This is a genomic window from Agrobacterium sp. LR_9 (genome assembly GCF_041954855.1).
Classification (GTDB): domain Bacteria; phylum Pseudomonadota; class Alphaproteobacteria; order Rhizobiales; family Rhizobiaceae; genus Agrobacterium; species Agrobacterium leguminum.
The window spans coordinates 19,750-44,394 of sequence record NZ_JAVAYA010000009.1; the positions used below are offsets into that span (position 1 = coordinate 19,750).

The window sequence follows — 24,645 nt, forward strand, 5'->3', positions numbered from 1 at the left end:
AGCGAAGAATTATGGTTAAAAAAGGGTAACGACACCGTCGGATACATAGCAAAGATCGATTTTCTCACATAACGTTTTTTGCGACGGCGTCCGGAAATATTTGATTCGACAGAAATGGACTGCAAGGTGTGGAGTATCGATTGACCGAAGGCTGCGGGTTGCTGGAAAAGGCTTGCAGGGCCGTTGCCGCCCTGGACCTGCCCGCGTGCATCAAGGACAGCGAACTTCGCTATATCGCGGTCAATTCCGCCTATGCCCGGATCATGGGGCGCCCGCCCGGGGCATTCAAGGGACACACCAGCCTTTCCCTTTCCGCCGATATTCGCGATGCCGAGCGCGAGGACAGGGAGCGCCGCTCGTTGGTCTTCGCCACGGATGAGATGATTGCCTGCCATGGTGGGGGGGCGTCCGGGCCATACACGCTTCGCTGCGAACGTTTCACCGGTGACGACGGCAATCTGTTCCTGTTCGAAGCGTTCGAGGATATGCCGTCCGCCGCCGTGGAGGTTTTTCCGCAAGCCGACAGCGCTTCGGAGCTGCTGTTCGGCAGCGGCGTGATCGATCTCGTCGATGCGGGTATCGTGATTTATGACCGCGAAAACCGGCTGGTCTACTGCAATACCCGCTTCAGGGAATTCTACAGCGCGCTCGGTGTCGACCTGAAGGCCGGCGTCCCGCTCGAGACGCTGATGAGGGCGATTTATTTTTCGAGCGGCTACCGCGATGCGAAGGCCGGCGATCCGGCGTTCGAAGGGTGGATGCAGGAGCAACTGCGGGATTTTTCCCTGCCCTATCTCGAAAGGGTGGAGCAGTTTGCCGATGGCCGCTGGGTGCGCATGGTCAACAAGCGGCTGGAAAACGGCATGCTGGTGGGACTGCGGGTGGATGTCACCGAGTTCAAGGCGCATGAGACGCTTCTGAGCACGCAGATCCGCGAGACTTGGCTTCTGCGCGCCGCGCTTGAGCAATTGCCGGTCGGCGTGTTCCTGCGGGATCAGGACAGGCGGCTTACCTTTGCCAATGCGGCCTATGAGAAATTTCTGGGCGGCAGCCTCGCCGACCATATCGGCAAGACCGAATGCGAGATGTTTCCGGAGGAAGGTCCGCAGTTCCAGCGGGAAAACGAGCATATTCTGCGAACCGGGGAAGCCATTGAAAAGACCGGAAGCGTTCCGCTTGCGGATGGCGGCGCCATTCCCGTCATCACAAGGCTCGGCCGGGTCGCGACGCCGGATGACGACTATTATCTGGTGGGCTCGGTCACCGATGCCAGCCTGTTGCAGGACCGGGAAAAGGCGCTGATCGCCGCGCAGGCCGAGGCTGAGGCGCTGCACCGCCAGCTCGAAGCGGTTCTGCATGCCCTGCCGGTGGGCGTGCTGCTGCTCAGCGCCGATCTCGTCATCGAATATGTCAATCCGTTCTTTTATGAGGTCTGGGGCGAGATCGGCGGCGAGAAGTCGCTTGTCGGCAAAAGTTATCGCGAATTCATGGAGATGAATTTCGACAGCGGCCTTTATGACTATGGCGACAGGCCTTTCGATGAGGTCTATGGCGAGCGGGTGCAGCGGCTTCTGAAGGAGGAGGTCTTTGCGCCCCGCGAGGTGCGCAGCAAAAGCGGCAAGGTCACGGTGATTTCGAAAACCCGGCTCGAAGGCGGGAAAATCCTCAGCACCTATGCCGACGTCACCGATGTGCGCATGCGCGATGTTGAGATCAGCAAGGCGAAGGCCGAACTGGAGCGGGTCGGCGAATATATGCAGGGCGCTACCCGCGCCATGGCGCAGGGGCTGGTGCTGGTCGAGCAGGGCACGATCATCATGTCCAACGAGGCGATGGCGCGCATGTTCGACGTGCCGCCGCATCTGCTGGAAAAGGGCTGCAACTGGTCTGGTTTCTTCGCCCATTGCGCCGGGCGCGGCGATTTCGGCACGGCCGGGGAGGCTGCGGAGACGCTGCGCGCCTGGAGGGAGAATATCGCCGCCAACCGGCCGTTTTCCTGGCTCATCCATGTCGCCGGCAAAAGCTGGCTCAATCTGGAGGCCACCAACAGTTCCGGCAATTACTGGCTCATCATCGTCACCGATGTGACCGAGATGAAGCTGCGTGAAGAGGAATTGCAGCGGCTGCTATCGCGTGCGGAAGCGGCGGATCGGGCCAAATCGGAATTCCTCGCCAATATGAGCCATGAAATCCGCACGCCGATGAACGGCGTTCTCGGCATGGCGGAGCTTCTGGCCAAGTCCAATCTCGATACGCGCCAGAAGACCTTTACCGATATCATCGTCAAGTCCGGCAATGCGCTTCTGACGATCATCAACGACATTCTCGATTTCTCGAAGATCGAGGCCGGGCAGATGAGGCTGCGCAGCGTGCCCTTCGATCCGGCGGAGGCGGTCGAGGATGTGGTGTCGCTGCTGTCCTCGGCGGCGCTGGAAAAGGACATAGAGCTGATCGTCCGCATCGATGCTTCTGTCTTCGGCAAGGTTATCGGCGATGCCGGCCGCTTTCGGCAGATCGTCACCAATATCGTTGGAAACGCCGTCAAGTTCACGGAAGTGGGGCATGTGCTGGTCGAGCTTTCGGCGCGTTCGGCGGAAGCCTCCGAGGCCATCCTGTCACTGCGCGTCGAAGACAGCGGCATCGGCATTCCGGCCGACAAGCTCGAAACCATCTTCGACAAGTTCAGTCAGGTCGACGGCTCCGCCACGCGCCGGCACGAGGGAACGGGGCTGGGGCTGGCGATCACGGTCGGTCTCGTTGGCCTGTTCGACGGCGCGATCAAGGTCGTCAGCGATGTCGGCAGGGGATCGACCTTCGAGGTCAATATTCCGTTTCAGGTGACCGAGAGGCAGCGCGACCTCCCGCTTCTTTCCGTGGCGATCGAAGATATCCGCGTGCTCGTCATCGACGATAACGACGTCAATCGCCGCATATTGACGGAGCAGTTGCGCAGTTGGGGCATAGACGGCCACGCGGTGGAAGACGGGCCTTCCGGCATCGCCGTGCTTGAGGAGGCGGCCTCGCTCGGTTTTTCCATCGACGCCATCGTTCTCGATTATCATATGCCTGTCATGAACGGGCTGGATGTGGTGGAGCGGATCCGGGCGGATGCGCGCTTTGACGACATCGCCATTGTTTTCCTGACCTCCATGGATGTCGTCGGCGACGAGACGCTGTTTACCGATCTCAATGTGCAGGCGCATCTGATGAAGCCGGCGCGGGCGCGGCTCCTGCGCTCCACCCTGTTCGACGTGGTGCGGGATGTGCGGCTGAAACGCGCCCGGCAAGCTCCGGTCCCGCGTGAAGGTCTCGGTGATGGCGCCGTCCGGCCGGAAAAAGGCTCCGCCGAAAGAATGCAGCGCGATGCCGCATCGACGGCGGTGCTGGCGCGGCATCGGCCCAGCCTTGTCGATGTGCTGGTGGCCGAGGACAATGACGTCAATCAGATTGTCTTCACCCAGATATTGCAGCAGGCGGGTCTGCGCTTTCTGATCGTCGGCAATGGCAAGAAGGCCGTGCAGGCGTGGCAGGAGAACAATCCCGCCATCATCCTGATGGATGTTTCGATGCCGGTCATGAACGGACATCAGGCGACGCAGGCCATCCGCGCCGCGGAACGGACCGCCGCCGACGGCCGGCATGTGCCGATCATCGGCGTTACCGCCCATACGCAGGAGGCGGATCGGGAACTATGCCTGGAGGCGGGCATGGATGATTATCTGTCGAAGCCCATCAGCCCGGAAACGCTCGAAGACAAGATCGCGCAATGGCTGGGCGAAAACATGCCGCGCCGCGACGTGCCGGGCGTGTGACTTTTCGACCGAAACACTGCTCTGCTTCGCGTCAGCCGAAGGGTTTGGTCCCGCAGAGCATTTCCCGCTTTCCGGCAAAACCTTTCCGGCGCTCCAGCTCAAAACCGGCGGCGATGAGGTTGCGGCGAACGAAGCCGGCGGCAGCATAGGTGGCGAATGTGCCGCCAGGCGCCGTCTTTGCGAAAAGCGCCTGCATGATTTCCAGCGACCACATATCCGGATTGCGCGCGGGTGCGAAGCCATCGAGAAACCAGGCGTCGAAACTTTCCTCGCTTGCGGAAATGCCGGCGAGCGCTTCGCCGCAAACCACTGTCAGCTGCGTTTCGTCATCGAGCTGGATTTCGACCCGTCCTTTAGGCTCGGCGGGCCAGAGGGCGGTGAGCGCCTTGCGTTCGGCATCCACTTCCGGCCAGCGGGAAAGCGCCCGGTCGATTTCCTCCGCCTTCATCGGGTAGAGTTCGAAGGAGATGAAATGCAGTGTGGAGCGGCCGTTGCGCATCTCTTTCCACTGGCGCCATGTCTCGCAGAGGTTAAGCCCGGTGCCGAATCCCAGTTCGCCGATGCGGAAGGCGCCCTCCCGTTCGAGCCAACGCTCTGGCAGGCCGTTTCCGGAGAGGAAGACATGGCCGCATTCCAGCCGGCCATCCGTCTGGCAATAAAAATGGTCGTCAAAGGCCAGTGAATAGGGCATATCCCCGTCACGCCAGTCGAGCGCGGTGGGGGGTTCCCCGGCCGGTGAACCGGCCGCTGCGCCGGTCTCTGTGATATTTTCGTTGGAATGTTTCATGGCTAAAGCCGATAATCCCGCTTTCGAACAGGGTCAATCTCCAAGATTGCCGGCTTCCGTGCCGCTTCTCATCGTCGGCGGCGGCATCATGGGACTGTGGGCCGCCGTCAAGGCGGAGCGGCTCGGCATCGATACATTACTGGTGGAGGCGGATCGCCCCGGCGGCGGCGCCAGCGGCGGGCTGCTGGGCGCGTTGATGCCGCATATGCCGGACCGCTGGTCGGACAAGAAGCAGTTCCAGTTCGATGCCCTCGTTGCGCTGGAAAAAGAGATTGCCTGGCTGGAGGCGGAGACCGGGCTTTCCGCCGGCTATCGCCGCTCAGGCCGTATCATTCCGCTGCCGAAGCCGCATCTGCGCGCCATTGCCGAACGGCACGAACGGGATGCGCTGGAGAACTGGGTGTCGGGCGAGCGCCGGTTCCATTGGCGTGTCGGCGACAGGCCTTCGGTGGCGGGCTGGGTGGATGATGCGGCGGGTGAGGCGGGTTTCGTGTTCGATACGCTGGCGGCGCGGGTCTCGCCACGTGCGATGATCGCCCTTCTTTCGGCTTTTCTCGGCAAGGCGCGGCATGTGCGGCTGGCGGAAGGTTGCCGCGCCATTTCGCTCGATGCGGATGCCGGGCAGGCGGTGCTGTCGTCGGGCGATGAGGTTTCTTTCGGCCATGTCATCGTCGCCAATGGCCATGGTTCCTTCCCCCTGATCCGCGATGCCCTCGGTCTGGAGGCCGGTGTGGCGCTGGGGCAGGCGGTTAAGGGGCAGGCAGCACTTCTCGACGCGGCAGCCGACCCGGCGATGCCGGTTGTGTTCCTGAACGGTCTTTATATCGTGCCGCATGAGGATGGCACGGTCGCGATCGGCAGTACCAGCGAAGATTGTTTTTCCGATCCCTTCAGTACCGATGAAATGCTCGAAAAACTGCTTGCGGAAGCGTCTGCCGTTGTTCCCTCGCTTACTGGCGCGCCGGTGCTGGAACGCTGGGCCGGGCTGCGCCCGAAGGCGGTGGGGAGGGACCCGATGGTGGGCACGGTCCCCGGCCATCCGAAGCTCGTTGCGCTGACCGGCGGCTTCAAGGTCAGCTTCGGGCTTGCGCATTTTCTTGCCGATGCGGCGTTGCAGACCGTGTGCGGTCACACGCCTGTCATCCCCTCGGGCTTTCACCTTCAACAACACGTGAGTATTGCCGTCGCGGACTTTAGAAAGTTCTGATCAGGCCGCCCACGTCGTTAATCTGTCACGCAAATCACTTATTTGCTGGCCTGCAACGAGGCCGGTTTGTCCGCATTTGCGGCGAGGTGACAGTGCATGCGATACGCCATTCATTTCACGCCTTCCCCCAATGACCCCCTGACGCAGGCGGCTGCCGCGTGGTTGGGGCGCGATGCCTATTCCGGTCAGGCGGTGGAGCCGCCGGGCATGATCGATCTCGGCATGCAGGAGATTTCCTACCATACGGCGCTGCCGCGCCGTTACGGTTTCCATGGCACGATCAAGGCTCCCTTCCGTCTTGCGGAGGGCCATTCCGAAGCGGCGCTTCTGCGTGACCTGATGTATTTTTCCGGCAGGCAGGAGCCCTTCACACTGCCGCAACTGGTGGTGGCAAGGCAGGAGAATGTCTTCAGCCTCGTTCCCGAGCGCCCCTGCGAAGTGCTGCATTTCTTTGCCGCCCGCGTGGTGCAGGAATTCGACCGTTACCGGGCGCCGCTCTCCGACGCGGAAATCGAGCGCGCTGATCCGGACCGGCTTTCGGCCTCGCAACTCACCAATCTGCATCGCTGGGGCAGCCCGCATGTGATGGATGAGTTCCGGTTCCAGATGTCCCTGACGGGCGGTGTGGAAGCTTCCAGCAGCCAGAGGATTGAGCGGGCCGTGCGCAAGGTTTTCGAGCCGCTGCTGACCCGATCCCTGCAGTTTTCCAGCCTTGCGCTTTTCATCGAGGATGAACCGGGTGCGCCTTTCCGGGTACACTCGCTTCACCCCATGGGCCGTGTTTCCGCCCGAAAGATAGCCTGAAGAGCGCGCCGGAGTAATCGTATACAAAAAAGCATCGGAATGTCGGCAAGATTGATCTCGACATTCCGGATGCGGATGCTACCGTTCGGATATCGCATATCTGAAGCGTGTGTTGTGCCCCTTCCTGGTCATCGCGCTTCGGAGATCTGTTTTATGTCTCCCGAAATCGGTTTCCGCCTTGGGAGAGATGTTCTGGGTGGCTGCATGATTTCCGAAAATTACTCCCGCAATCTGGTGGGCTATGGCCGCAATGTTCCCGATCCGAAATGGCCGGGCGGTGCGCGCATCGCCGTGCAATTCGTCATCAATTACGAGGAGGGCGGCGAGAGCTGCATTCTCGACAATGACAAGGCTTCGGAATCGCTGCTGTCGGAAATCGTCGGCGCCCAGCCCTGGCCCGGCCAGCGCAACCTGAACATGGAATCGATCTACGAATATGGCTCGCGCGCCGGCTTCTGGCGGCTGTGGCGCATGTTCACCGGTCTCGGCGTCACCACCACCGTGTATGGCGTGACCGCCGCCATGGCCCGCAACCCGGAAGCCGTCGCGGCGATGAAGGAAGCGGGCTGGGAAATCGCAAGCCACGGTTACCGCTGGCTGGAATATAAGGATTTTTCCGAAGAAGAAGAGCGCAAGCATATAGTCGAAGCCGTGCGTCTGCACACGGAGGTTACCGGCGAGCGTCCCTATGGCATGTATCAGGGCAAGCCTTCGGACAATACGCTGCGCCTTGTCATGGAAGAGGGCGGTTTCCTCTATTCGTCGGATTCCTATGCCGACGATTTGCCCTATTGGGTCAAGGGTGCGAAGCACGAGCCTTTCCTGATCATTCCCTATACGCTCGAAACCAACGATATGCGTTTCGCCACGCCGCAGGGCTTCAATTCCGGCGACCAGTTCTTCACCTATCTGAAGGATGCTTTCGATGTGCTTTATCAGGAAGGCGTCGAGGGCGCGCCGAAGATGATGAGCGTCGGCCTGCATTGCCGCCTTGTCGGCCGTCCCGGCCGCGCGGCGGCACTTCGCCGTTTCATCGAATATGTGCTCGGGCATGAGAAAGTGTGGATCCCGCAGCGCATCGAGATTGCCCGTCACTGGCATGAACATCATAAGCCGGAGGTGCTTTGATGGTGACGCGTGAGGACTTTGTCACCCGCTTTGGCGGCGTGTTCGAACATTCGCCCTTCATCGCCGAACGGGCCTATGATGCTGGCGGAGCCGGCCTGGAACTGACGGCGAAGGCGGTTCACGCCGCGCTTAGCGCGCAGTTTCGCGCGGCTTCCGAGGCGGAAAGGCTCGGCGTGTTGCGGGCGCATCCCGATCTTGCCGGCAAGCTGGCGATTGCGGGCGAGTTGACGGCCGACAGCCGTAACGAACAGGCCGGTGCGGGGCTGGACCGGCTTACCTCTGAAGAGCACGCCCGTTTTACCGAATTGAACGGCGCCTATACCGAAAAATTCGGCTTTCCTTTCATCATCGCGGTCAAGGGGCTGAACAGGCATGATATTCTAGCTGCCTTCGAGACGCGCATCGGCAACGGTGCAGCCGAAGAATTTGAGACGGCGACGGCGCAGGTGGAGAAGATCGCCTGGCTGCGCCTTTCCGCGATGTTGCCGGAAGGCTGAATTGGCGAGTGGTGGCCGTTCTGCTAGAATCGCGCTGTCTGGAGATGAAGATCATGAGACCTTCCGAGGTGCTGGAAAAGAACAGGGAAGCGATCCGCGAAGCGACGAAACGCTTCAACGCGGCAAACCCGCGCGTGTTCGGCTCCGTCGCCCGTGGCGAGGACCGGCCGGACAGCGATCTCGACATTCTGGTGGATGCGCTGCCGGGTACGACATTGTTCGATCTCGGCGGTTTGCTGGAGGAATTGAAGGCGCTGCTTGGTGTGGAGGTCGACGTCGTCACCTCGGGCGGCCTGCATTCGGATATACGGGCGCGCGTTTTGAAGGAAGCCAAAGCGGTATGAGCACGGATCGGCTTCTGCTCTATCTGAAGGAGATGGATGTTGCCGCCTCCAGAATACGGGATTTCATTCAGGATATGGATGAGGCCGCTTTTTCTTCCGACACGCGGACGCAGATGGCGGTCATGATGGCCCTTGCCCTGATTGGCGAGGCGGTCGCCAAGCTCGACAGGCATTACCCCGCATTTTTACAGCAGCACCCGGAAATTCCCTGGATCAAGATGAAGGGTATGCGCAATCTGATCGTGCATGATTATTTCCGGGCGGAGCTCTCGGTCGTCTGGAAAACGATAACGCAGAGCATTCCGGATTTGCAGGCGCGTCTCTCCCTCCTCCGAAACTGGCATGCCCAAGGTGAATGACATTTGACTGATTTTCTCGACATAAAACCTCTCACCAAAGAGGCTTTTGCATCCTTCGGCGATGTGATCGAAACGACACCCTCTTCCATGCGGCATATCAATGGCGGCCAGACCGAGCGGCATCATGCGCTTGCAGCGCCTGAGGCTGCGGGTGAGGGTGCGCGTGTCATCCTCAATATTTTCCGCGGGCAGCCGCGCGCCTTTCCGCATCAAATCGAGATGATGGAACGGCATCCGCTTGGCAGCCAGAGTTTTTCGCCGCTTTCCGGCCGACCCTTCCTCGTGGTCGTCGCCGATGACGACGGCGGCCGGCCCGGCCGGCCGCAGGTGTTTCTGGCGCGGGGCGATCAGGGCGTGAATTACCGCCGCAATGTCTGGCACTATCCGCTGATGCCGTTGCAGGCGGTTTCGGATTTTCTGGTTGCCGACCGTGATGGGCCGGGTAACAATCTGGAAGAGTATTTTTTCGACAAGCCCTATATGATCGCGGAGCCCAAGCCATGACCGGTTTGACCACCCATGTCCTCGATGCCGCCCATGGCACGCCCGCAGAAGGACTGACGATCGAGCTCTACCGGCTCTCCGGCGATTGCCGCGAGAAGCTGAAGACAGTGAAGACCAATAGCGACGGCCGTGTCGATGGCGGGCCTCTGCTCGTCGGCGACAGTTTCAGGGCCGGGGAATATGAGCTGGTTTTCCATGCCGGCGATTATCTGCGCGGCAAGGGTGTTGTGCTGCCGGAGCCGGCCTTTCTCGATATTATCCCGATCCGCTTCGGCATTGCCGATGAGAGCGGCCATTACCATGTGCCGCTTCTGCTTTCGCCCTATAGCTATTCCACCTATCGAGGAAGCTGATTGCCATGATCTTTGCCGCGATTGCCGATATTCATGGAAACTGCGCCGCGCTTGAAGCCGTGCTGGAGGATATCGCGAGGCTTGGCATCAAGGACATCGTCAATCTCGGCGATTGTTTCAGCGGCCCGCTGGAAGCGGGGTTTACCGGCGATGTGCTTGTTGGCAACTGGATTCCCAGCATTCGCGGCAATCATGACCGGGAACTGATCGACCGCGCGCCGGAGGAGATGGGGAGCTGGGAGAGGCCGGCGCATGCGCAGCTGAGCGCCGCCCATCTGGACTGGCTGCAAACCCTGCCGTTCAGCATGGTGTTCAAGGATGTCGCCTATTGCTGCCATGGTTCGCCGCGTGACGATCTGGAATATTGGCTGGAAACGCTGTCGCCGGACGGCGTTCTGAAATTGCGGCCGCTGGCCGAAATCGAAGCCATGGCGGAAGGCATCACCCAGCCGCTGATGCTGTGTGGCCATACCCATATTCCCCGCACCGTGCAGCTTTCCGACGGCCGGCTGATCGTCAATCCCGGCAGCGTCGGCTGCCCCGGCTGGAAGGACGACACGCCGTTCGACCATCACGTCGAGGCCGGCCACCCGCTTGCCACCTATGCCGTGCTGGAAGAGACCGGGCGCGGCTGGCAGGTCTATTTCCGCAACATCCGTTACGACAATATGGCCATGGCCGAGATGGCGAAGGTCAACGGCATGTCGCATCTGGCCGAAGCCTTGGCCGGTGGCTGGCTCAAGCGCTGATCCTCACCCCTCGCTGATCATCACCACGCAGGAATAAGATTGCGCCTTCAGTTCCTTGCAGGCGGAAACCGCTGAAGACTGGTCTTCGAAGCCGGTGAAACGGGCGCGGTAGAGGGTTGCCGATCCGCTTTGCACGGCTTCTGTGTAGGGGGCGATCCCAGCATAATTTCCGGCGATGTTGGAGCGGGCATTGGCGAGCAGCGAGCGGGCGGCGGCTTCGCTGTCGGTGGCGGCGATCTGCACTTCCCAGCGGCTTCTCTGGCCGGCGGAGACGGCAGCGGGGGCCGGCCGCGGGATGGCCGAAACCTGCATCATGTCGGCCATCTGGTTATTCGCCGTGGCGATCTGCATGGCGACCGGATCCTGGCGGCGTTCGGCGAACATCGGCAATGGTACGGAAGCGGGGGGTACGGAAGCGGTGGGCGCGGCTGCGGGCGTCACAGCAAAGGTGCGGCTGACATTGGCGCTGGCGACGAGCTGTTCGGTGTTGCGGCTTCTCGATGCCTGCGGCACGGCCTTGTCGAGAAGGGCGGCCATCTGCGCATCGCGGCTGCGCGCGGTCTTGCCGCCCAGCACGACGCCGACGACGCGGCGACCATTGTGATTGACGGCGCTGACGAGGTTAAAGCCGGAAGCATTGGTATAACCGGTCTTGATGCCGTCCATGCCCTGATAGCGATACATCAGATTGTTATGACCGCGAATGCGTTTTCCACGGAAGCTGAAGGATTCCATGGCGAAGAGGCCGTATTCCTTGGGAAAGTCGCGCTGCAGCGCAAGGCCGAGCCTGGCCATGTCACGCGCCGTCGTCACCTGCGATTTGCTGGGCAGGCCGGAAGCGTTGCGGAACACCGTTTTCGTCATGCCGAGCTGGCGGGCCTTGCGGGTCATCATCTCGGCGAACCTTGCCTCGGAGCCGCCGAGATGATCGCCCATGCCTTCCGCCATGTCGTTGGCGGATTTGACGATCATGCCGTAGACCGCCTCGCGCACGGTGAAGGTCTGCCCCTGGCGCACATAAAGCTTCGAGGGGATGACGGCTGCGCCGTTCTTGGACATCTTTATCTTCTGGTCCCAGCGAAGCCGGCCGGAATGCAGCGCCTCGAAGGTCATGTAAAGCGTCATCATCTTGGTGAGCGAAGCGGGGTGGTTCAGCACATCGGCATTGCGCGCGGCCAGAACCTTGCCGGTATTGGCGTCCATGATGAAATGGGCGTAACCGGCCTGCGCAGGCGATGCCTGCAATGAGAGGATCGCGCAAAAGAAGGCGAGTGCGAAGACCCATGCGCCCGCCATTCCCCGTTTGATCGTTCCCGACATAATTCACCCCTTTTGTTCGTCCGCCGCGATGAGCGAAGTTTTACTGACACTTTCCGGCAACAAAACCGCTAAAACTTTAGAGATCGCTTTCATGCTTAATTAAGTATGAATTTCAAGCCGGCGGCAGGCCTCACAATTTCCTTGAAAAGAAACCAACCGTCCGGTATGTTCTGAGACATGAAAAATGCACATGAACGGAAAAAGCAGCCTGAGATCGTTCGCCGCAGTCTTCTCGATTGCGCGGCGAAACTCGCTGCCGAGCAGGGTGTTGCAGCACTTTCCGTGCAGGCGGTGGCGGATGCCGCCGGGGTGACGAAGGGCGGGTTGTTTCATCATTTTCCCTCCAAGCAGGCGCTGCTGGAAGCGGTGATGACTGACCTTCTGGCGGCTCTGGACGCTGAGATCGATGACCTCGTCTCACAGGATTGTGAAGCTTTTGGGAGCTTCACAAGGGCCTATGTGAACGCGGTTTTCTCGGATCGGGGCAGGGATTCGGGCAGGCAATGGGCAGCGATCTCGGTTTCCATGGTCGGTGAACCGTCGCTTCGGCGCATGTGGAACAGCTGGATTGAGGGACGTCTTGCCCGTCATAAAGAAACGGATGACGGGGTGGTACTGGAGATGGTGCGGCTTGCGGCTGACGGCATCTGGTTTGCCGATCTACTGGCCGACGATGGCAAAGCGGGTGGCGACAGGGCGGCTCTGAGGGCCCGGATGATCGCCCAGACGAAAAAGGAAGTGGAACGATGAACGCGGCTGTTTTGACCTATGGGGCGCTTGTCGCGGCCATCGTCTGTGAGGTCATCGCAACTTCCTTTCTGCAGCAGTCGCAGCAATTCACCCGGCTTTTGCCGACGGTGCTGATGGCGCTGTTTTACGGTGCGGCCTTTTATCTGCTGTCGTTCACGCTGCGGGCGCTGCCTGTCGGCGTAGCCTATGCCATCTGGAGCGGGCTCGGCATCGTGCTGATTTCCGGCATCGGCTATTTCGTGTTCCGCCAGGCGCTGGATATCGCCGCCGTTGTCGGCCTCGGGTTTATCGTGACGGGGGTGGTGATCGTGAACGTGTTTTCGAAGACGGTGGGGCATTGAGGGGCTGGGTGGTCTAGCGCGAAGGCGATACCGACCGCCGTCATCCCGGCCTTGAGCCGGGATCCAGCGCGATCAAGTCTTTGATCGCGAGAGACTCTTTCGCGGCGCAGACGCGCCGCGGCTTGATGCCGGATCTAGTCCGGCATGACGGTAGAGAGGTCTGCGAGCTCTCGTTGCCATGCCGGAAGTTCTGCCCTTCTGATATCACGCCAGAATGCTGCGATCCACATCCGTAATCAGCCTTTTGCCGCAAAGCGCCATGCTGACATCCATTTCCTTGCGGATGATCTCCAGCGCCGTCGTCACGCCCTGTTTGCCATCGGCACCGAGGCCATAGAGGAAGGGACGGCCGATATAGGTGCCTTTGGCGCCGAGCGCCACGGCCTTCAGCACATCCTGACCGGAGCGGATGCCGCCATCCATATGCACCTCAACCTTGTCATCAACTGCGTCGACGATTTTCGGCAGCATGGCGATGGAGGAGTGCGCACCGTCGAGCTGGCGGCCGCCATGGTTGGAGACGATGATGGCGTCGGCGCCGGTATCGAGCGAGGCGCGGGCATCTTCCTCATCAAGGATGCCCTTGAGGATAAGCTTGCCGCCCCAACGTTGCTTGATCCATTCGACATCCTTCCACGACAGGCGCGAATCGAATTGCTCCGCCGTCCAGGAGGAGAGCGATGACAGGTCGGAGACGTTTTTGGCGTGGCCGACGATATTGCCGAAGCTGCGGCGCTTGGTGCGGGCCATGTCCAGGCACCATTTCGGCCGGGTCGCCATCTGCCAGATATGTTTCGGGGTGAATTTCGGCGGTGCGGAGAGGCCGTTGCGCAAATCCTTGTGGCGCTGGCCGAGAATTTGCAGGTCGAGTGTCAGCACCAGTGCCGAGCATCCGGCGGCCTTGGCGCGGTCGATGAGATTGTTGACGAAATCCCGGTCCTTCATCACGTAGAGCTGAAACCAGAAGGGTTTTGAGGTGACGGAGGCGACATCCTCGATGGAGCAGATGCTCATGGTGGAAAGCGTGAAGGGCACGCCGAATTCTTCCGCCGCTTTTGCGGCCAGCATCTCGCCATCGGCGTGCTGCATGCCCGTTAGCCCGGTGGGGGAGAGGGCTACCGGCATCGAAACCTTCTCGCCGACCATTTCTGTGGCAAGCGACCGATCGGTCATATCCACCAGCACGCGCTGGCGCAGCTTTATCTTGGAAAAATCATCCTCATTGGCGCGGTAGGTGCCTTCCGTCCATGCGCCGCTATCGGCGTAGTCGAAAAACATTTTTGGCACACGGCGCTGAGCCTGTTGCTTCAGGTCCGCTATGGTCAGGATTTTGCCCATGGATAAAGCCTTCACATTTGAATGATGGCTTCACATAACATGAATGGGATGGCTGCGACATTAAAATCGACGGGGTCCATCACCAGAAAGCCCGCAAAAACAGCTCGGCTCCCAATAAAAGCAGGCAGATGAGGAACCAGCGCCGGAATGTGGCCGGGCTGACGATGTTACGGATTTTCTGGCCGAGCCACATGCCGAGAAGCGCGGGCATCACGGCGAGTGCGGAAAGCGACAGGTGCTCAACGCGGAAGGCGTTCTGAGAGGCAAGGCCGGCGGCAAGCGCAATGGTCGAAACGGTGAAGGAAAGGCCGAGCGCCTGAACGAGATCGTCGCGGTTGAAACCGAGCGACTGTATATAGGGCACGGCGGGCACGACGAAAATTCCGGTGCCGCCGGTCAGCAGGCCGGTTGTCAGCCCTATGGCCGGTGAGAGCCTGGATTCCAGCCGCGCCGGAACTGAGAGGGGTTTGGCGAAGAGGCTGTAGGCCGCGTAAGCAGCAAGGCATAATCCGAGAGCCGAGGTGGTCCAGACGCCGGTACCTGCCGTCATCAGCCGGATGCCGATGAGGGTGCCGGCGGCGATGGCGATCATCATCGGCCATAGCCGCGCGACGATAGCCCTGAAATCCGGCCCGGCCAGCAATTGCCAGATATTGGTGACGAAGGAGGGCAGGATCAGCAGCCCTGCGGCAAGGACGGGCGGCATGAACAGGCCGAGCACGCCCATGGCGACGGTGGGCAGCCCCATGCCGGTCACGCCCTTGACGATGCCCGCGACGGTGAAGGTGGCAAAAACCATCAGCATGGTGGTTGTGTCTAAATCCGGCACGGCGCACTCCAGAGGTCATTCGCGTTTCGGCCGCGATGGCGTCAGCTTGTCATTAGAAGCGAGCGGGTGCGGCCACGGTTTCTTCCCCGCCGGGGAGAAGAAAGACGCGGCACCCGCTCGATTCAATATGTGATTGTGTAAAGGAGTTTGTGGCTAAGTGCTTCGGCCCCAGCCGAACTATGCCAGCACGCTCTTCATTGCCCTGCCGGCCACATAGGTCTCAACCACCGTGCGGTCGTCCCCCATGGTCAGCATCAGGAAGAGTTCTTCCGTAAGGCTGTTCACCACTTCCATCTTCAGCGCCATGGCGGGGGTGGAAGAGGCGTTGAGCACGGTGATGTCTGCCTCCGTGCCGGCCTCCAGCGTGCCGATGCGGTCGACCATGGAAAGCGCCTCGGCATTGCCGCGGGTCATCAGGTACCAGCTTTCCAGCGGGTTGAGGCGTTCGCCCAGCAATTGCTGGATTTTGTAGGCCTCGTCCATGGTACGCAGCATGGAATAGCTCGATCCGCCGCCGATATCGGTCGCAACCGCGATCCGCACCGGCTTTTCGCGCCGCTGCAGCTTTTTCATCGGGAAGAGGCCGGAGCCGATGAAGAGGTTCGAGGTGGGGCAATGCACGGCCACTGCGCCGGTTTCCGACAGCACATCCGCCTCGCGGTCAGAGAGGTGGATGGCGTGGCCGAGCAGGGTCTTTTTGCCCATCAGGCCGTAGCGCACATAGATGTCGGTATAGTCGGTCGCTTCGGGGTAGAGCTCGCAGGTATATTTGATCTCGTCGAGATTTTCCGAAAGATGCGTCTGGATGAAGAGATCGGGAAATTCCTGCGCCAGCGCCTGCGCGGCTTCCATCTGTTTCGGGGTGGAGGTGATAGCAAAGCGGGGGGTGATGGCGACGTGGTTGCGGCCTTTTCCGTGCCAGTCGGCGATGACTTGGCGCGTCTCGTCATAGGAGGTTTCCGGCGTGTCCAGCAGGCCCTGCGGGGCGTTGCGGTCCATCATCACCTTGCCACCCACCATCAGCATGTTGCGATTCATGGCTTCAGCAAAGAAGGCGTCGGCGGAGGTCTTGTGCACGGAGCAATAAGCGGCGGCCGTGGTGGTGCCGTGGCGCAGCAGTTCGTCATAGAAATGCGTGGCGATGCGCTCAGCATGGGCGCTTTCGACGAAACGGCATTCTTCCGGGAAAGTATAGGTGTTCAGCCATTCCAGCAGGTTGGCGGCATAGGAGCCGATGACCTGCATCTGCGGGAAATGCAGGTGCATGTCGATGAGGCCCGGCACGATGAGATGCGGGCGGTGGTCCTTTTCCTCGATGTCTTCGGGGGCTTGCTTGCGGATATTGGCGTAGTCGCCGATGGCGGCGATCCGGCCGTCTTCGATCAGCAGGCCACCGTCTTCGATATAGAGATAGCTTTGCGTATCGTCGATTGCGAGCGGCGCGCGGCGGAAGCTCAGCAGGCGGCCACGCAGCAGAACCATGCTCATTCAGTCTTTCCTTCGGCTTTTCCTGCCCCGGAAACCGCGCTTTCGTACCAAGCGGTCAGCAGCTTGCGCTCATCCGGGGTGATGGCGGTGATGTTGCCGGGAGGCATGGCATGGCTTCGGCCGGCTTGCAAATAGATTTCTCGCGCGTGGGCGGCGATCTGTTCGTCGGTTTCGAGCTTTACGGATTTTGGCGTGAAGGGCACGCCTTCCCACACCGGCTCGGCCGCATGGCACATGGAACAGCGGCCCTGGACCACATCGCGCGCCTTGGCAAAATGGGTGTCGGCGACGAATTGCTGCTGCATCGGCGAAAGCGTCGCTGCTTTCTGTTCTTCCTCGCCGGTCAGCACTTTCGGCACGGTGGAGAGCCACATGATGACGATGAAGATGAGGGCGGTCAGCAGCCAGGTCCATGTGGGTTTTCCCTTGCGGGCATGGGTGGTGTTGAACCAGTGGCGGATGGTGACGCCCATCAGGAAGACGAGTGCCGCGATGATCCAGTTAAACTGCGTGGCAAAGGCCAGCGGATAATGGTTCGACAGCATGAAGAAGATGACGGGCAGCGTCAGATAGTTGTTGTGCAGTGAGCGCTGTTTGGCGATGCGGCCATATTTCGGGTCCGGCGTGCGCCCGGCGATCAGGTCTGCGACGACGATCTTCTGGTTGGGGATGATGATGAAGAACACATTCGCCGACATGATGGTGGCAGTGAAGGCACCGAGATGCAGGAAGGCGGCGCGGCCGGTGAAAACCTGTGTGTAACCCCATGCCATCGCCACCAGCGCGACATAGAGCACGATCATCAGGCCCCAGGTATTGTTGCCGAGCGGCGATTTGCAGAGGAAATCGTAAAACAGCCAGCCTATGGCAAGCGAGGCGAGCGACAGACAGATGGCCTGGAACTGGGTGAGCGCCAGCACGGAATGATCGATGAGGAAGAGATCGGCACCGCCGTAATAAACGATGCAGAGCATGGCGAAGCCGGACAGCCAGGTGACGTAGCTTTCCCATTTGAACCATGTCAGGTGCTCGGGCATCTGGGCCGGCGCGACCAGATATTTCTGGATGTGGTAAAAGCCGCCGCCATGCACCTGCCATTCCTCGCCATAGGCCCCCGGCGGCAGATGCGGCCGTTTGACCAACCCGAGATCGAGCGCGATGAAATAAAAGGATGAGCCGATCCAGGCGATGGCGGTGATGACGTGGAGCCAGCGGACGGCAAAGGCCATCCATTCCCACGCAATGGCATATTCGTACATGCGGTTCCCCTGATCCTTGTGCAGCGCACCTTGCGAGAAATTTGACCTTTAGGAAAGGGAAAAGCAGAGGGCAGGCGGTGATTGTTCACAATCTGACGCCTATGTGTCCGCAATTTCTATTGAGTTCGCCCGTGTAGGTTGGTTGGCCCGGTAAAGTTGCAGCCGCTCATTCCTGTCGCGTAGTTTGTGCTTAGCTGGCTAACGCGACTCAGCTATTATCCTTTGTGCAGTCTGCCGATGTGCTAAAATATAAGGCTGCGGAGTCCTGCGGGGCGCCTTGCCGGAAATCCATTCCGGTTTTACGCCGATGCGCAGGGCTTCCATGATATGTTTCGCTGGCGGTTCTTCCGAAAGCGGGCGTTGCGAACCCTGGGTGGGGGCAGATCAGGGGCAGGTATCGCAGTTCCCGGTGCCGTTGTGTCCGGGTGGGTGTTGATGTGAAATTTGAATAAAGGGACGCAATGATCTTCCGGCAGCCGCCGTTGTTTCAACGGAGACCATGCCGATGCGCCTTGTTCTGACGGTCCTCTTCTTATCTCTGGCGTTCAGCGCCACCGCGCTTGCCCATGAATCCCACAAGGGGTTCAAATATGAAAGCTATTGCTGCAATGGCGACGCCCAAACCGGCGACTGCCAGATGATTCCCACGCGCAGTGTTCGTGTTACGCCTGACGGTTACGAGGTCTCGCTCGCACCCGGCGATCACCGCATGGTCACCCGACGCCATGTCTTCAACTGGTCGCAGCGCGAGGCAAGACGATCCGAGGACGGCGAATATCATCTCTGTCTGTTTCCGGATGAGGACACGCCGCGCTGTTTTTATGCGCCGGACATGGGGTTTTGAGGCAGTTGCTGCGGCCGGCTTACCTCGATCCGCTTCAATATCCAGTCGCGAAACAGCCTTATCTTGCGAATGTTCCTGCGGTTTTCGGGGTAGACCAGCCAATAGTTCTTTCCTTCGCTGCTGAGGTGCTCGAAGGGCTGATAAAGGCGGCCGAGCGCAATCTCATCGGCATAGAGTTCAGGGGTGAGCATGGCCACCCCCTGGCTGGCGATTGCGGCGGCGGCTTCGAAGGCCTGCACATTGAGGCGGCTGCGGGGATAACGGTCAAGGCCGGGATTTTCAACACCCACTTCCCGAAACCATTGGCTCCACCAGATGTCGCCGGGGTCGATGATGCGCAGGCGCAGCAGGTCTTCCGGCTTGTGCAATCCGCCGATGCTTTCGGCAAGGCCCGGATGCAGCATCGGCGTGTAAACGCCGCGCAGCAGTTGATGGTAGATCAGCCCTTTGCCGCTATCTTTGCTCCAGCGAATGGCGACATCGCAATCCGACTGGGAAAAATCGATCAAAGCGCTTGATGTGTCGAGCCGCACGGCAATCGAGGGATGTTCGAGCTGGAAAGCACCCAGATGCCGCGAAAGCCAGCGTGAGGCGAAGGTAGCGGTGGAATGGATTGTCAGGGTCGCATCGGACGTGTCACGCACATTGTCGACGGCCTCCCGCAGATTGTTGAAGGCTTCCGCGACTTTCGGCGCAAGTTTCTGCCCCGCCTCTGTCAGCGAGACCTGCCTCGCCTTTCTGATGAAGAGCGGCTCGCCGATATTCTCCTCCAGCAGTTTCACCTGATAGCTCACCGCCGTCTGGGTCATGCCCAGCTCTTCGCCGGCCTTGGTGAAGCTCAGATGCCTTGCGGCAGCTTCGAACACCCGCAGGGCGTTCAAGGGAAACTGGCGGGACATTTTCATGGATAAGTTCTCTTTATGCCAATTGCCGAAGGTTTCATTGGTTTTTCTCCGGAAAACAGAGCATTTTTAGCTCAATTCATCAACTGAGCTTCTGACATTTTTGAATGGAGACGGACATGCGCACAGCACTCTTGCGCGCGTGGTCCCGCCTGCGTGCGGGTCTGCGGACAGCGGAACGGTTTACTCTTGAAAGCCTTCAACCCGACAATCTGGCGGATGAAAGCCTGCCGGATGGGCTCAGGCGTGATCTTGGCCTTGAGGATGGCCGTGTCGATTTTCGCTGCGACGGATTTCGGCAGCGGAAAATGCTTGCAACAACTCGGTTGCCACAAGGGCCGCTATGATCGCAGGCCGCTTATCCCTGACGCTGTTGCCGCCGATGGGCAGGATGAGCTTTGCAAGGCGGGACATGGGCTCTCCCTCCCGCTCCAGCCAATGGGCGAAGGTGGCGCGTTTGGTCTTCGAACCAATCATGCCGACATAAGCGAGATCGTCGCGGGCAAGCGCTTCCTTCGCGATGAGGAAATCGAGCGCGTGATCGTGGGTGACGATGATGGCCGCGCCATTTGCCGGAATTTTCGCGACGAGCGCCTCCGGCACGGGGGTCAGCACGGATGCGACGTTCACTGGAAGATCGTGCAGTTCGTTTTCCCGCGTTTCCACGATTGTCAGGGTCAAGGGCAGGAGGGACAGCGCCTCGGCCAGCGCCTTGCCGACATGGCCCGCCCCGAAAATGAAGACGGCCGGCTGCTGCTCGGCCTCGCCCTTTACTCTCGCTTCCAGCGCTGCCGCGATTTCCGGAGTTATCAGCCGGAACCGGAGCAGGGTGCGGCCGCCGCAGCACTGGCCGATTTCTGGGCCAAGCGGAATATCCATGCGGTCTTCGGCAGCACCTGTTCGCAGCATGGCGCGGGCGTGGTCTATCGCCATATATTCAAACTGCCCGCCGCCGATGGTTTCCCACAAGTCAGCCTGTGAGACCAACATGAAGGTGCCGGCCTCGCGTGGGGACGAGCCTTTTACGGCCTCGATTTCCACGAGGATTGCGGGAGCAGGGCGTGCGAGGAAGGCGGAGAGGGGGCGAGGCCGCATGGGTACGTCCTCCCTCACACCTTCTTCAGCCGTTCCACCGCCATCAGAACCCGCTCGGGCGTTGCCGGTGCATCGAGGCGCGGGCAGACCTTGTAATCGGCGACGGAGGCGACGGCCATGGAGAGGGCTTCGAGAACCGAGATCGCCAGCATGAAGGGCGGTTCGCCCACGGCTTTTGAGCGGCCAATGGTGGGTTCGGCATTTTCCGCCCATTCCGCCAGCCTGACGTTAAAGCTCTTCGGCCGGTCGGAGGCGAGCGGGATCTTGTAGGTGGAGGGCGCATGGGTGCGCAGCCGCCCCTTGCCATCCCACCATAATTCCTCGGTCGTCAGCCAGCCCATGCCCTGCACGAAGGCACCCTCGATCTGGCCGATATCGATGGCCGGGTTCAGCGATTTGCCGACATCGTGGAGGATATCGGTGCGCTCCATCATATATTCGCCGGTCAGCGTATCGATCGACACTTCCGAGCAGGCCGCGCCATAGGCGAAATAATAAAACGGCGTGCCGCGGCCGGCGGCGCGGTCCCAGTGGATTTTCGGCGTCTTGTAAAAACCGGCGGCGGAAAGCTGCACGCGGGCGAAATAGGCCTTTTTGATGAAATCGTTGAAGGCGATTTCCTCAAGGCCGATGCGCACCCGGTTCGGCAGGAAGACGACTTCTTCTTCGGGGACGTTCCAGTTCTCGGCGGCGAATTTGACGAGCCTTTCGCGGATCTGGCGGGCGGCGTCATAGGCGGCCATGCCGTTCAGGTCCGTACCGGAGGAGGCGGCGGTGGCCGAGGTGTTCGGCACCTTGCCTGTGGTCGTTGCGGTGATTTTCACCCGGCCGATATCCACCTGGAAGGCATCGGCCACCACCTGTGCCACCTTGGTATAAAGGCCCTGGCCCATTTCGGTGCCGCCATGGTTCAGGTGGATGGAGCCGTCATTATAGATATGCACCAGTGCGCCCGCCTGATTGAAGGCGGTCATGGTGAAGGAGATGCCGAATTTGACGGGGGTGAGCGCGATACCCTTGCGGATGATCGGGCTCGTTTTGTTGAACTCGATGATCGCCTCACGTCGCGCGCGATAGTCGCTGGAGGTTTCCAGCTCCTCGACGATGCGGGCGATGATGTTGTCCTCGACCTCCTGATGATAGGGCGTCGTGGTGCGGCCCGAGCCGGTCTCGCCGTAGAAATTCAGCTTGCGGATATCGAGCGGGTCCTTGCCCACCGCATAGGCGATTTCCTCGATGAAACGTTCCGCGCCCAGCATGCCCTGCGGGCCACCGAAACCACGAAAGGCGGTGTTGGAGACGGTGTGGGTTTTCAGCGGCCGCGAGGTGAGATGCACATGCGGGTAGAAATAGCTGGAATCGGCGTGGAAAAGCGCACGGTCCGTGACCGGGCCGGAGAGATCGGAGGAAAAGCCGCAGCGGGCGGCATAGGTGGCGTCGACGGCGTGGATGCGGCCTTCCTCATCGAAACCAAGCTCGTAGTCGACGCGGAAATCGTGGCGTTTGCCAGTCGCTGTCATGTCCTCGTCGCGGTCGGGGCGGATTTTCACGGCCCGGTTCAGCTTCTTGGCGGCGATGGCGCAGAGGGCGGCGAACTGGTTGCCCTGGGTTTCCTTGCCGCCGAAACCGCCGCCCATGCGGCGCACCTGCACGGTGACGGCGTTGGACGGCACCTGAAGCATATGGCTGACAATGTGCTGGATTTCGCTCGGATGCTGGGTGGAGCTCCACAGCGTCACCTCGTCATCCTCGCCCGGCACGGCCATGGCGATGTGGCTTTCGAGATAAAAATGCTCCTGTCCGCCGATCCGCATGGTGCCGGTGAGGCGGCGCGGTGCGACATCCATTTCGATCTTGGCATCGCCGCGCTTGAGTGTCATCGGATCGATGACCAGCGCGCCGCCATTTTCAATCGCCGTGTCGATATCGGTGAAATGCGGCAGGTCCTTATAGGTGACCTTCGCCTTGCGGGCCGCCTTTCTGGCGATATCGCGGGTTTCGGCAAAAACCGCGAAGATCGGCTGGCCGTGGAATTCCACCTTGGTTTCGGCCAGCAGCGGTTCGTCGTGACGGCCGCCGGAAGAGATGTCGTTTTCGCCGGGCACGTCTTTGCCAACCATGACCCACAGGACGCCCGGTGTTTTTTCCACTTCCGAGAGGTCCATCGAGACGATTTCGGCATGCGCCCGGTCGGAAAGGCCGAGAGCGCCATGGATCAGTCCGGCGGGTTCGGGAATATCGTCGATATATTCGGCGCTGCCGGTCACATGCTTATGGGCGGAATCGTGCCGGAGCGAAGCGTGCATCGGGCCGTCGATTTCGGTCTTGGTCTTGTCGAAGCTTGTGGTGTCCATGGTTCAAGCCTCCTCCAGTGCAAAACGCATAAGTTCCTGCTTTTGCCCCGAAGTCTCGAGGAAAAATCGCGTCAGCAGGTTCTTGGCCGTCAGTTGCCGATATTCGGCAGTCGCGCGCCAGTCGGTCAGCGGAGTGAAATCCTCGTCCAGCAAATCGCGCGCCGCATCGATCGTTTCCTGGCGCCAGGGCTTGCCGAGAAGGGCTGCCTCCAGATGCGCGGCGCGTTTGGGCGTACCGGCCATGCCACCGAAGGCGATGCGGATGTCTTCGACCGCGCCATCGGCATCGAGCGTCAGGTTGAAAGCGCCGCAGAGCGCGGAAATATCCTCGTCGCGGCGCTTGGAAATCTTGTAGACGGCGTAGAGGCTTTCCGGCTTCCGGAACGGGATGAAGAACTTTTCGACGAATTCGCCGCTCAACCGGTCCTGTTTGCCATAGTCGATGAAATAGCTTTCCAGCGGCAGGCTGCGGTTGCCGGAGGAGGATCGCAAGGTCAGCGTCGCCCCGAGCGCGATCAGCGCCGGAGGCGTATCGCCGATGGGCGAACCGTTGGCGATATTGCCGCCGATGGTGCCCATATTGCGTACCTGCTCGCCGCCGAGGCGGTCGAACAGCCGGGCAATCGGCGGGAAGTGTTTCGCAACGGTCTTGAAGGCCTGGCTATAGGTGACGCCGGCGCCGAGTGTTACGCCGTCCGCATCTACGGTGATGGTTTGCAGATCCCCGAGATTGTTGATGAAGATGACCGGGTTCAGCGCCCGCATCTGCTTCGTCACCCACAGGCCGACATCGGTGGAGCCGGCCACGATGGTCGCTTTCGGCTCAGCGGCGTAAATCTCGGTCAGTTCGGCCAGTGTCGCCGGAACGATGGTGCGGTCCTCGCCGTGGGTGACGATGATTGTTTCATTGGCGCGGATCGCCCAGAGCCTTGCCATGATATCCGTGCGGTCCCGTTGCAGCGGGTCGAAGAGCGCGCTCGGGCGGGCAGCGGCGATCTTTTCGGCGGCGCGGACGATCGGCTCATAACCCGTGCATCGACAGAGATTGCCTTGCAGCGCCTTTTCGATATCGGCGCGGCCGGGGCTTTCACTGGCAAGCCAGAGACCGTAAAGCGACATGATGAAGCCCGGCGTGCAGAAACCGCATTGCGAGCCGTGGAAATCCACCATCGCCTGCTGCACGGGGTGTAGCGTACCGTCGCGCGCGGCCAGATGCTCGACCGTCACGATATGGCTGCCCTGCAGCGAGCCTAAAAAGCGGATGCAGGCATTGACGCTTTCATAACGCAGCGAGCCATCCAGCAGCCGCCCGACCAGCACCGTGCAGGCGCCGCAATCGCCTTCGGCGCAGCCTTCCTTGGTCCCGGTCAACCGCTTGCTGATGCGGAGATAATCGAGAAGCGTGTCTGTCGGTCCGAAATCCTTCAGCGAGATGGTTTCGCTGTTGAGGATGAAGCTGATCGCGTCGTTCATGCAATGCCCTGCTTTTTTGACCGGCTGCCGAGCCGGTTTCTTGTCATTGTCCCTGCGCATCATATGCACGCCCGCAGGCGTATATCGATTTCCGTTTTGGCAATTCAT

23 protein-coding genes are annotated in these 24,645 nt (G+C 60.5%); 13 read left to right on the top strand and 10 right to left on the bottom strand.

Annotated features, from left to right (window positions below; genetic code table 11):
• The first annotated feature begins 140 nt into the window (after positions 1–140).
• On the top strand, positions 141–3,812 hold the full coding sequence (locus tag RAC79_RS12450; protein WP_174039559.1) for a response regulator: 3,672 nt from the start codon (positions 141–143) through the stop codon (positions 3,810–3,812).
• Between the two features lie 31 nt (positions 3,813–3,843).
• Here the strand turns inward: RAC79_RS12450 and mnmD are convergent, their stop codons facing one another.
• Positions 3,844–4,599 carry a tRNA (5-methylaminomethyl-2-thiouridine)(34)-methyltransferase MnmD gene (gene mnmD, locus RAC79_RS12455; RefSeq protein ID WP_174039558.1) on the bottom strand — a complete coding sequence of 252 codons (756 nt, stop codon included), beginning with the start codon at positions 4,597–4,599 and terminating at the stop codon, positions 3,844–3,846.
• Here mnmD and RAC79_RS12460 point away from each other — a divergent pair.
• The 9 genes from RAC79_RS12460 (at position 4,598) to RAC79_RS12500 (ending at position 10,544) form a co-directional block, all read left to right on the top strand.
• Positions 4,598–5,806, top strand: a complete 1,209-nt coding sequence (locus RAC79_RS12460; RefSeq protein WP_174039557.1) for an FAD-binding oxidoreductase — start codon at positions 4,598–4,600, stop codon at positions 5,804–5,806. The genes mnmD and RAC79_RS12460 overlap by 2 nt on opposite strands.
• Before the next feature lie 96 nt (positions 5,807–5,902).
• A complete protein-coding gene (locus RAC79_RS12465; protein ID WP_003524263.1) occupies positions 5,903–6,610 on the top strand; it encodes a DUF1045 domain-containing protein in 708 nt (235 codons plus the stop codon).
• Positions 6,611–6,814: 204 nt separating this feature from the next.
• Positions 6,815–7,738: an allantoinase PuuE gene (puuE, locus tag RAC79_RS12470; protein WP_142845470.1), complete on the top strand. Its 924-nt coding sequence runs from the start codon at positions 6,815–6,817 to the stop codon at positions 7,736–7,738.
• On the top strand, positions 7,738–8,235 hold the full coding sequence (uraD, locus tag RAC79_RS12475; RefSeq protein WP_142845404.1) for a 2-oxo-4-hydroxy-4-carboxy-5-ureidoimidazoline decarboxylase: 498 nt from the start codon (positions 7,738–7,740) through the stop codon (positions 8,233–8,235). The genes puuE and uraD overlap by 1 nt, the downstream gene beginning before the upstream one ends.
• Before the next feature lie 53 nt (positions 8,236–8,288).
• Positions 8,289–8,579, top strand: a complete 291-nt coding sequence (locus tag RAC79_RS12480; protein ID WP_035220685.1) for a nucleotidyltransferase family protein — start codon at positions 8,289–8,291, stop codon at positions 8,577–8,579.
• The gene (locus RAC79_RS12485) at positions 8,576–8,938 is read left to right on the top strand and encodes a DUF86 domain-containing protein (protein WP_065655051.1); all 363 of its coding nucleotides are present in this window, start codon (positions 8,576–8,578) and stop codon (positions 8,936–8,938) included. The genes RAC79_RS12480 and RAC79_RS12485 overlap by 4 nt, the downstream gene beginning before the upstream one ends.
• Positions 8,939–8,941: 3 nt before the next feature.
• Complete coding sequence (locus RAC79_RS12490; RefSeq protein ID WP_078051730.1) at positions 8,942–9,442, top strand: ureidoglycolate lyase; 501 nt, start codon at positions 8,942–8,944, stop codon at positions 9,440–9,442.
• Positions 9,439–9,795 (top strand): hydroxyisourate hydrolase, encoded by a 357-nt coding sequence (uraH, locus tag RAC79_RS12495; RefSeq protein WP_065655049.1) that lies wholly within the window; start codon positions 9,439–9,441, stop codon positions 9,793–9,795. Before RAC79_RS12490 ends, uraH begins: the two co-directional genes overlap by 4 nt.
• Before the next feature lie 5 nt (positions 9,796–9,800).
• Positions 9,801–10,544 carry a metallophosphoesterase gene (locus RAC79_RS12500; protein WP_080856667.1) on the top strand — a complete coding sequence of 248 codons (744 nt, stop codon included), beginning with the start codon at positions 9,801–9,803 and terminating at the stop codon, positions 10,542–10,544.
• A 3-nt stretch (positions 10,545–10,547) separates the two neighbouring features.
• On the opposite strand, the gene RAC79_RS12505 is transcribed toward RAC79_RS12500, so the two are convergent.
• Positions 10,548–11,840 carry a D-alanyl-D-alanine carboxypeptidase family protein gene (locus RAC79_RS12505; protein WP_174039665.1) on the bottom strand — a complete coding sequence of 431 codons (1,293 nt, stop codon included), beginning with the start codon at positions 11,838–11,840 and terminating at the stop codon, positions 10,548–10,550.
• A 201-nt stretch (positions 11,841–12,041) separates the two neighbouring features.
• Here RAC79_RS12505 and RAC79_RS12510 point away from each other — a divergent pair, with 201 nt between their 5' ends.
• Both RAC79_RS12510 and RAC79_RS12515 read left to right on the top strand, forming a co-directional pair.
• A complete protein-coding gene (locus RAC79_RS12510) occupies positions 12,042–12,614 on the top strand; it encodes a TetR/AcrR family transcriptional regulator (RefSeq protein ID WP_142845406.1) in 573 nt (190 codons plus the stop codon).
• Positions 12,611–12,955 (top strand): multidrug efflux SMR transporter, encoded by a 345-nt coding sequence (locus tag RAC79_RS12515; protein WP_065655045.1) that lies wholly within the window; start codon positions 12,611–12,613, stop codon positions 12,953–12,955. The genes RAC79_RS12510 and RAC79_RS12515 overlap by 4 nt, the downstream gene beginning before the upstream one ends.
• A gap of 204 nt (positions 12,956–13,159) precedes the next feature.
• Here RAC79_RS12515 and RAC79_RS12520 read toward each other — a convergent pair whose 3' ends face one another.
• The 4 genes from RAC79_RS12520 to puuD form a co-directional block, all read right to left on the bottom strand.
• The gene (locus RAC79_RS12520; RefSeq protein WP_174039555.1) at positions 13,160–14,293 is read right to left on the bottom strand and encodes an alpha-hydroxy acid oxidase; all 1,134 of its coding nucleotides are present in this window, start codon (positions 14,291–14,293) and stop codon (positions 13,160–13,162) included.
• A gap of 79 nt (positions 14,294–14,372) precedes the next feature.
• The gene (locus tag RAC79_RS12525) at positions 14,373–15,092 is read right to left on the bottom strand and encodes a sulfite exporter TauE/SafE family protein (protein WP_174039664.1); all 720 of its coding nucleotides are present in this window, start codon (positions 15,090–15,092) and stop codon (positions 14,373–14,375) included.
• A gap of 207 nt (positions 15,093–15,299) precedes the next feature.
• A complete protein-coding gene (guaD, locus tag RAC79_RS12530; RefSeq protein WP_174039554.1) occupies positions 15,300–16,610 on the bottom strand; it encodes a guanine deaminase in 1,311 nt (436 codons plus the stop codon).
• Positions 16,607–17,869: a urate hydroxylase PuuD gene (gene puuD, locus RAC79_RS12535; RefSeq protein ID WP_142779597.1), complete on the bottom strand. Its 1,263-nt coding sequence runs from the start codon at positions 17,867–17,869 to the stop codon at positions 16,607–16,609. Before puuD ends, guaD begins: the two co-directional genes overlap by 4 nt.
• Before the next feature lie 505 nt (positions 17,870–18,374).
• On the opposite strand from puuD, the gene RAC79_RS12540 reads away from it, so the two are divergent.
• The gene (locus tag RAC79_RS12540) at positions 18,375–18,713 is read left to right on the top strand and encodes a hypothetical protein (RefSeq protein ID WP_174039553.1); all 339 of its coding nucleotides are present in this window, start codon (positions 18,375–18,377) and stop codon (positions 18,711–18,713) included.
• On the opposite strand, the gene RAC79_RS12545 is transcribed toward RAC79_RS12540, so the two are convergent.
• The 4 genes from RAC79_RS12545 to xdhA form a co-directional block, all read right to left on the bottom strand.
• Positions 18,689–19,618, bottom strand: coding sequence for a LysR substrate-binding domain-containing protein (locus RAC79_RS12545; RefSeq protein WP_174039552.1), 930 nt, complete (start codon positions 19,616–19,618; stop codon positions 18,689–18,691). The two genes, RAC79_RS12540 and RAC79_RS12545, sit on opposite strands and share 25 nt — an antisense overlap.
• A gap of 237 nt (positions 19,619–19,855) precedes the next feature.
• On the bottom strand, positions 19,856–20,710 hold the full coding sequence (gene xdhC / locus RAC79_RS12550) for a xanthine dehydrogenase accessory protein XdhC (protein WP_174039551.1): 855 nt from the start codon (positions 20,708–20,710) through the stop codon (positions 19,856–19,858).
• A 14-nt stretch (positions 20,711–20,724) separates the two neighbouring features.
• A complete protein-coding gene (xdhB, locus tag RAC79_RS12555) occupies positions 20,725–23,064 on the bottom strand; it encodes a xanthine dehydrogenase molybdopterin binding subunit (protein ID WP_174039550.1) in 2,340 nt (779 codons plus the stop codon).
• A gap of 3 nt (positions 23,065–23,067) precedes the next feature.
• Positions 23,068–24,537, bottom strand: a complete 1,470-nt coding sequence (gene xdhA / locus RAC79_RS12560; RefSeq protein ID WP_142845412.1) for a xanthine dehydrogenase small subunit — start codon at positions 24,535–24,537, stop codon at positions 23,068–23,070.
• Positions 24,538–24,645: the final 108 nt, after the last annotated feature.

What these genes read in the sequence shown, in the direction of transcription:
- RAC79_RS12460 (WP_174039557.1), top strand. Translation starts at nt 4,598, where the DNA reads ATGGCTAAAGCCGATAATCCCGCTTTCGAACAGGGTCAATCTCCAAGA.
- mnmD (WP_174039558.1), bottom strand. Translation starts at nt 4,599, where the DNA reads ATGAAACATTCCAACGAAAATATCACAGAGACCGGCGCAGCGGCCGGT.
- RAC79_RS12465 (WP_003524263.1), top strand. Translation starts at nt 5,903, where the DNA reads ATGCGATACGCCATTCATTTCACGCCTTCCCCCAATGACCCCCTGACG.
- puuE (WP_142845470.1), top strand. Translation starts at nt 6,815, where the DNA reads ATGATTTCCGAAAATTACTCCCGCAATCTGGTGGGCTATGGCCGCAAT.
- uraD (WP_142845404.1), top strand. Translation starts at nt 7,738, where the DNA reads ATGGTGACGCGTGAGGACTTTGTCACCCGCTTTGGCGGCGTGTTCGAA.
- RAC79_RS12480 (WP_035220685.1), top strand. Translation starts at nt 8,289, where the DNA reads ATGAGACCTTCCGAGGTGCTGGAAAAGAACAGGGAAGCGATCCGCGAA.
- RAC79_RS12485 (WP_065655051.1), top strand. Translation starts at nt 8,576, where the DNA reads ATGAGCACGGATCGGCTTCTGCTCTATCTGAAGGAGATGGATGTTGCC.
- uraH (WP_065655049.1), top strand. Translation starts at nt 9,439, where the DNA reads ATGACCGGTTTGACCACCCATGTCCTCGATGCCGCCCATGGCACGCCC.
- RAC79_RS12500 (WP_080856667.1), top strand. Translation starts at nt 9,801, where the DNA reads ATGATCTTTGCCGCGATTGCCGATATTCATGGAAACTGCGCCGCGCTT.
- RAC79_RS12505 (WP_174039665.1), bottom strand. Translation starts at nt 11,840, where the DNA reads ATGGCGGGCGCATGGGTCTTCGCACTCGCCTTCTTTTGCGCGATCCTC.
- RAC79_RS12510 (WP_142845406.1), top strand. Translation starts at nt 12,042, where the DNA reads ATGAAAAATGCACATGAACGGAAAAAGCAGCCTGAGATCGTTCGCCGC.
- RAC79_RS12515 (WP_065655045.1), top strand. Translation starts at nt 12,611, where the DNA reads ATGAACGCGGCTGTTTTGACCTATGGGGCGCTTGTCGCGGCCATCGTC.
- RAC79_RS12520 (WP_174039555.1), bottom strand. Translation starts at nt 14,293, where the DNA reads ATGGGCAAAATCCTGACCATAGCGGACCTGAAGCAACAGGCTCAGCGC.
- RAC79_RS12525 (WP_174039664.1), bottom strand. Translation starts at nt 15,092, where the DNA reads ATGGTTTTTGCCACCTTCACCGTCGCGGGCATCGTCAAGGGCGTGACC.
- guaD (WP_174039554.1), bottom strand. Translation starts at nt 16,610, where the DNA reads ATGAGCATGGTTCTGCTGCGTGGCCGCCTGCTGAGCTTCCGCCGCGCG.
- puuD (WP_142779597.1), bottom strand. Translation starts at nt 17,869, where the DNA reads ATGTACGAATATGCCATTGCGTGGGAATGGATGGCCTTTGCCGTCCGC.
- RAC79_RS12540 (WP_174039553.1), top strand. Translation starts at nt 18,375, where the DNA reads ATGCGCCTTGTTCTGACGGTCCTCTTCTTATCTCTGGCGTTCAGCGCC.
- RAC79_RS12545 (WP_174039552.1), bottom strand. Translation starts at nt 19,618, where the DNA reads ATGAAAATGTCCCGCCAGTTTCCCTTGAACGCCCTGCGGGTGTTCGAA.
- xdhC (WP_174039551.1), bottom strand. Translation starts at nt 20,710, where the DNA reads ATGCGGCCTCGCCCCCTCTCCGCCTTCCTCGCACGCCCTGCTCCCGCA.
- xdhB (WP_174039550.1), bottom strand. Translation starts at nt 23,064, where the DNA reads ATGGACACCACAAGCTTCGACAAGACCAAGACCGAAATCGACGGCCCG.
- xdhA (WP_142845412.1), bottom strand. Translation starts at nt 24,537, where the DNA reads ATGAACGACGCGATCAGCTTCATCCTCAACAGCGAAACCATCTCGCTG.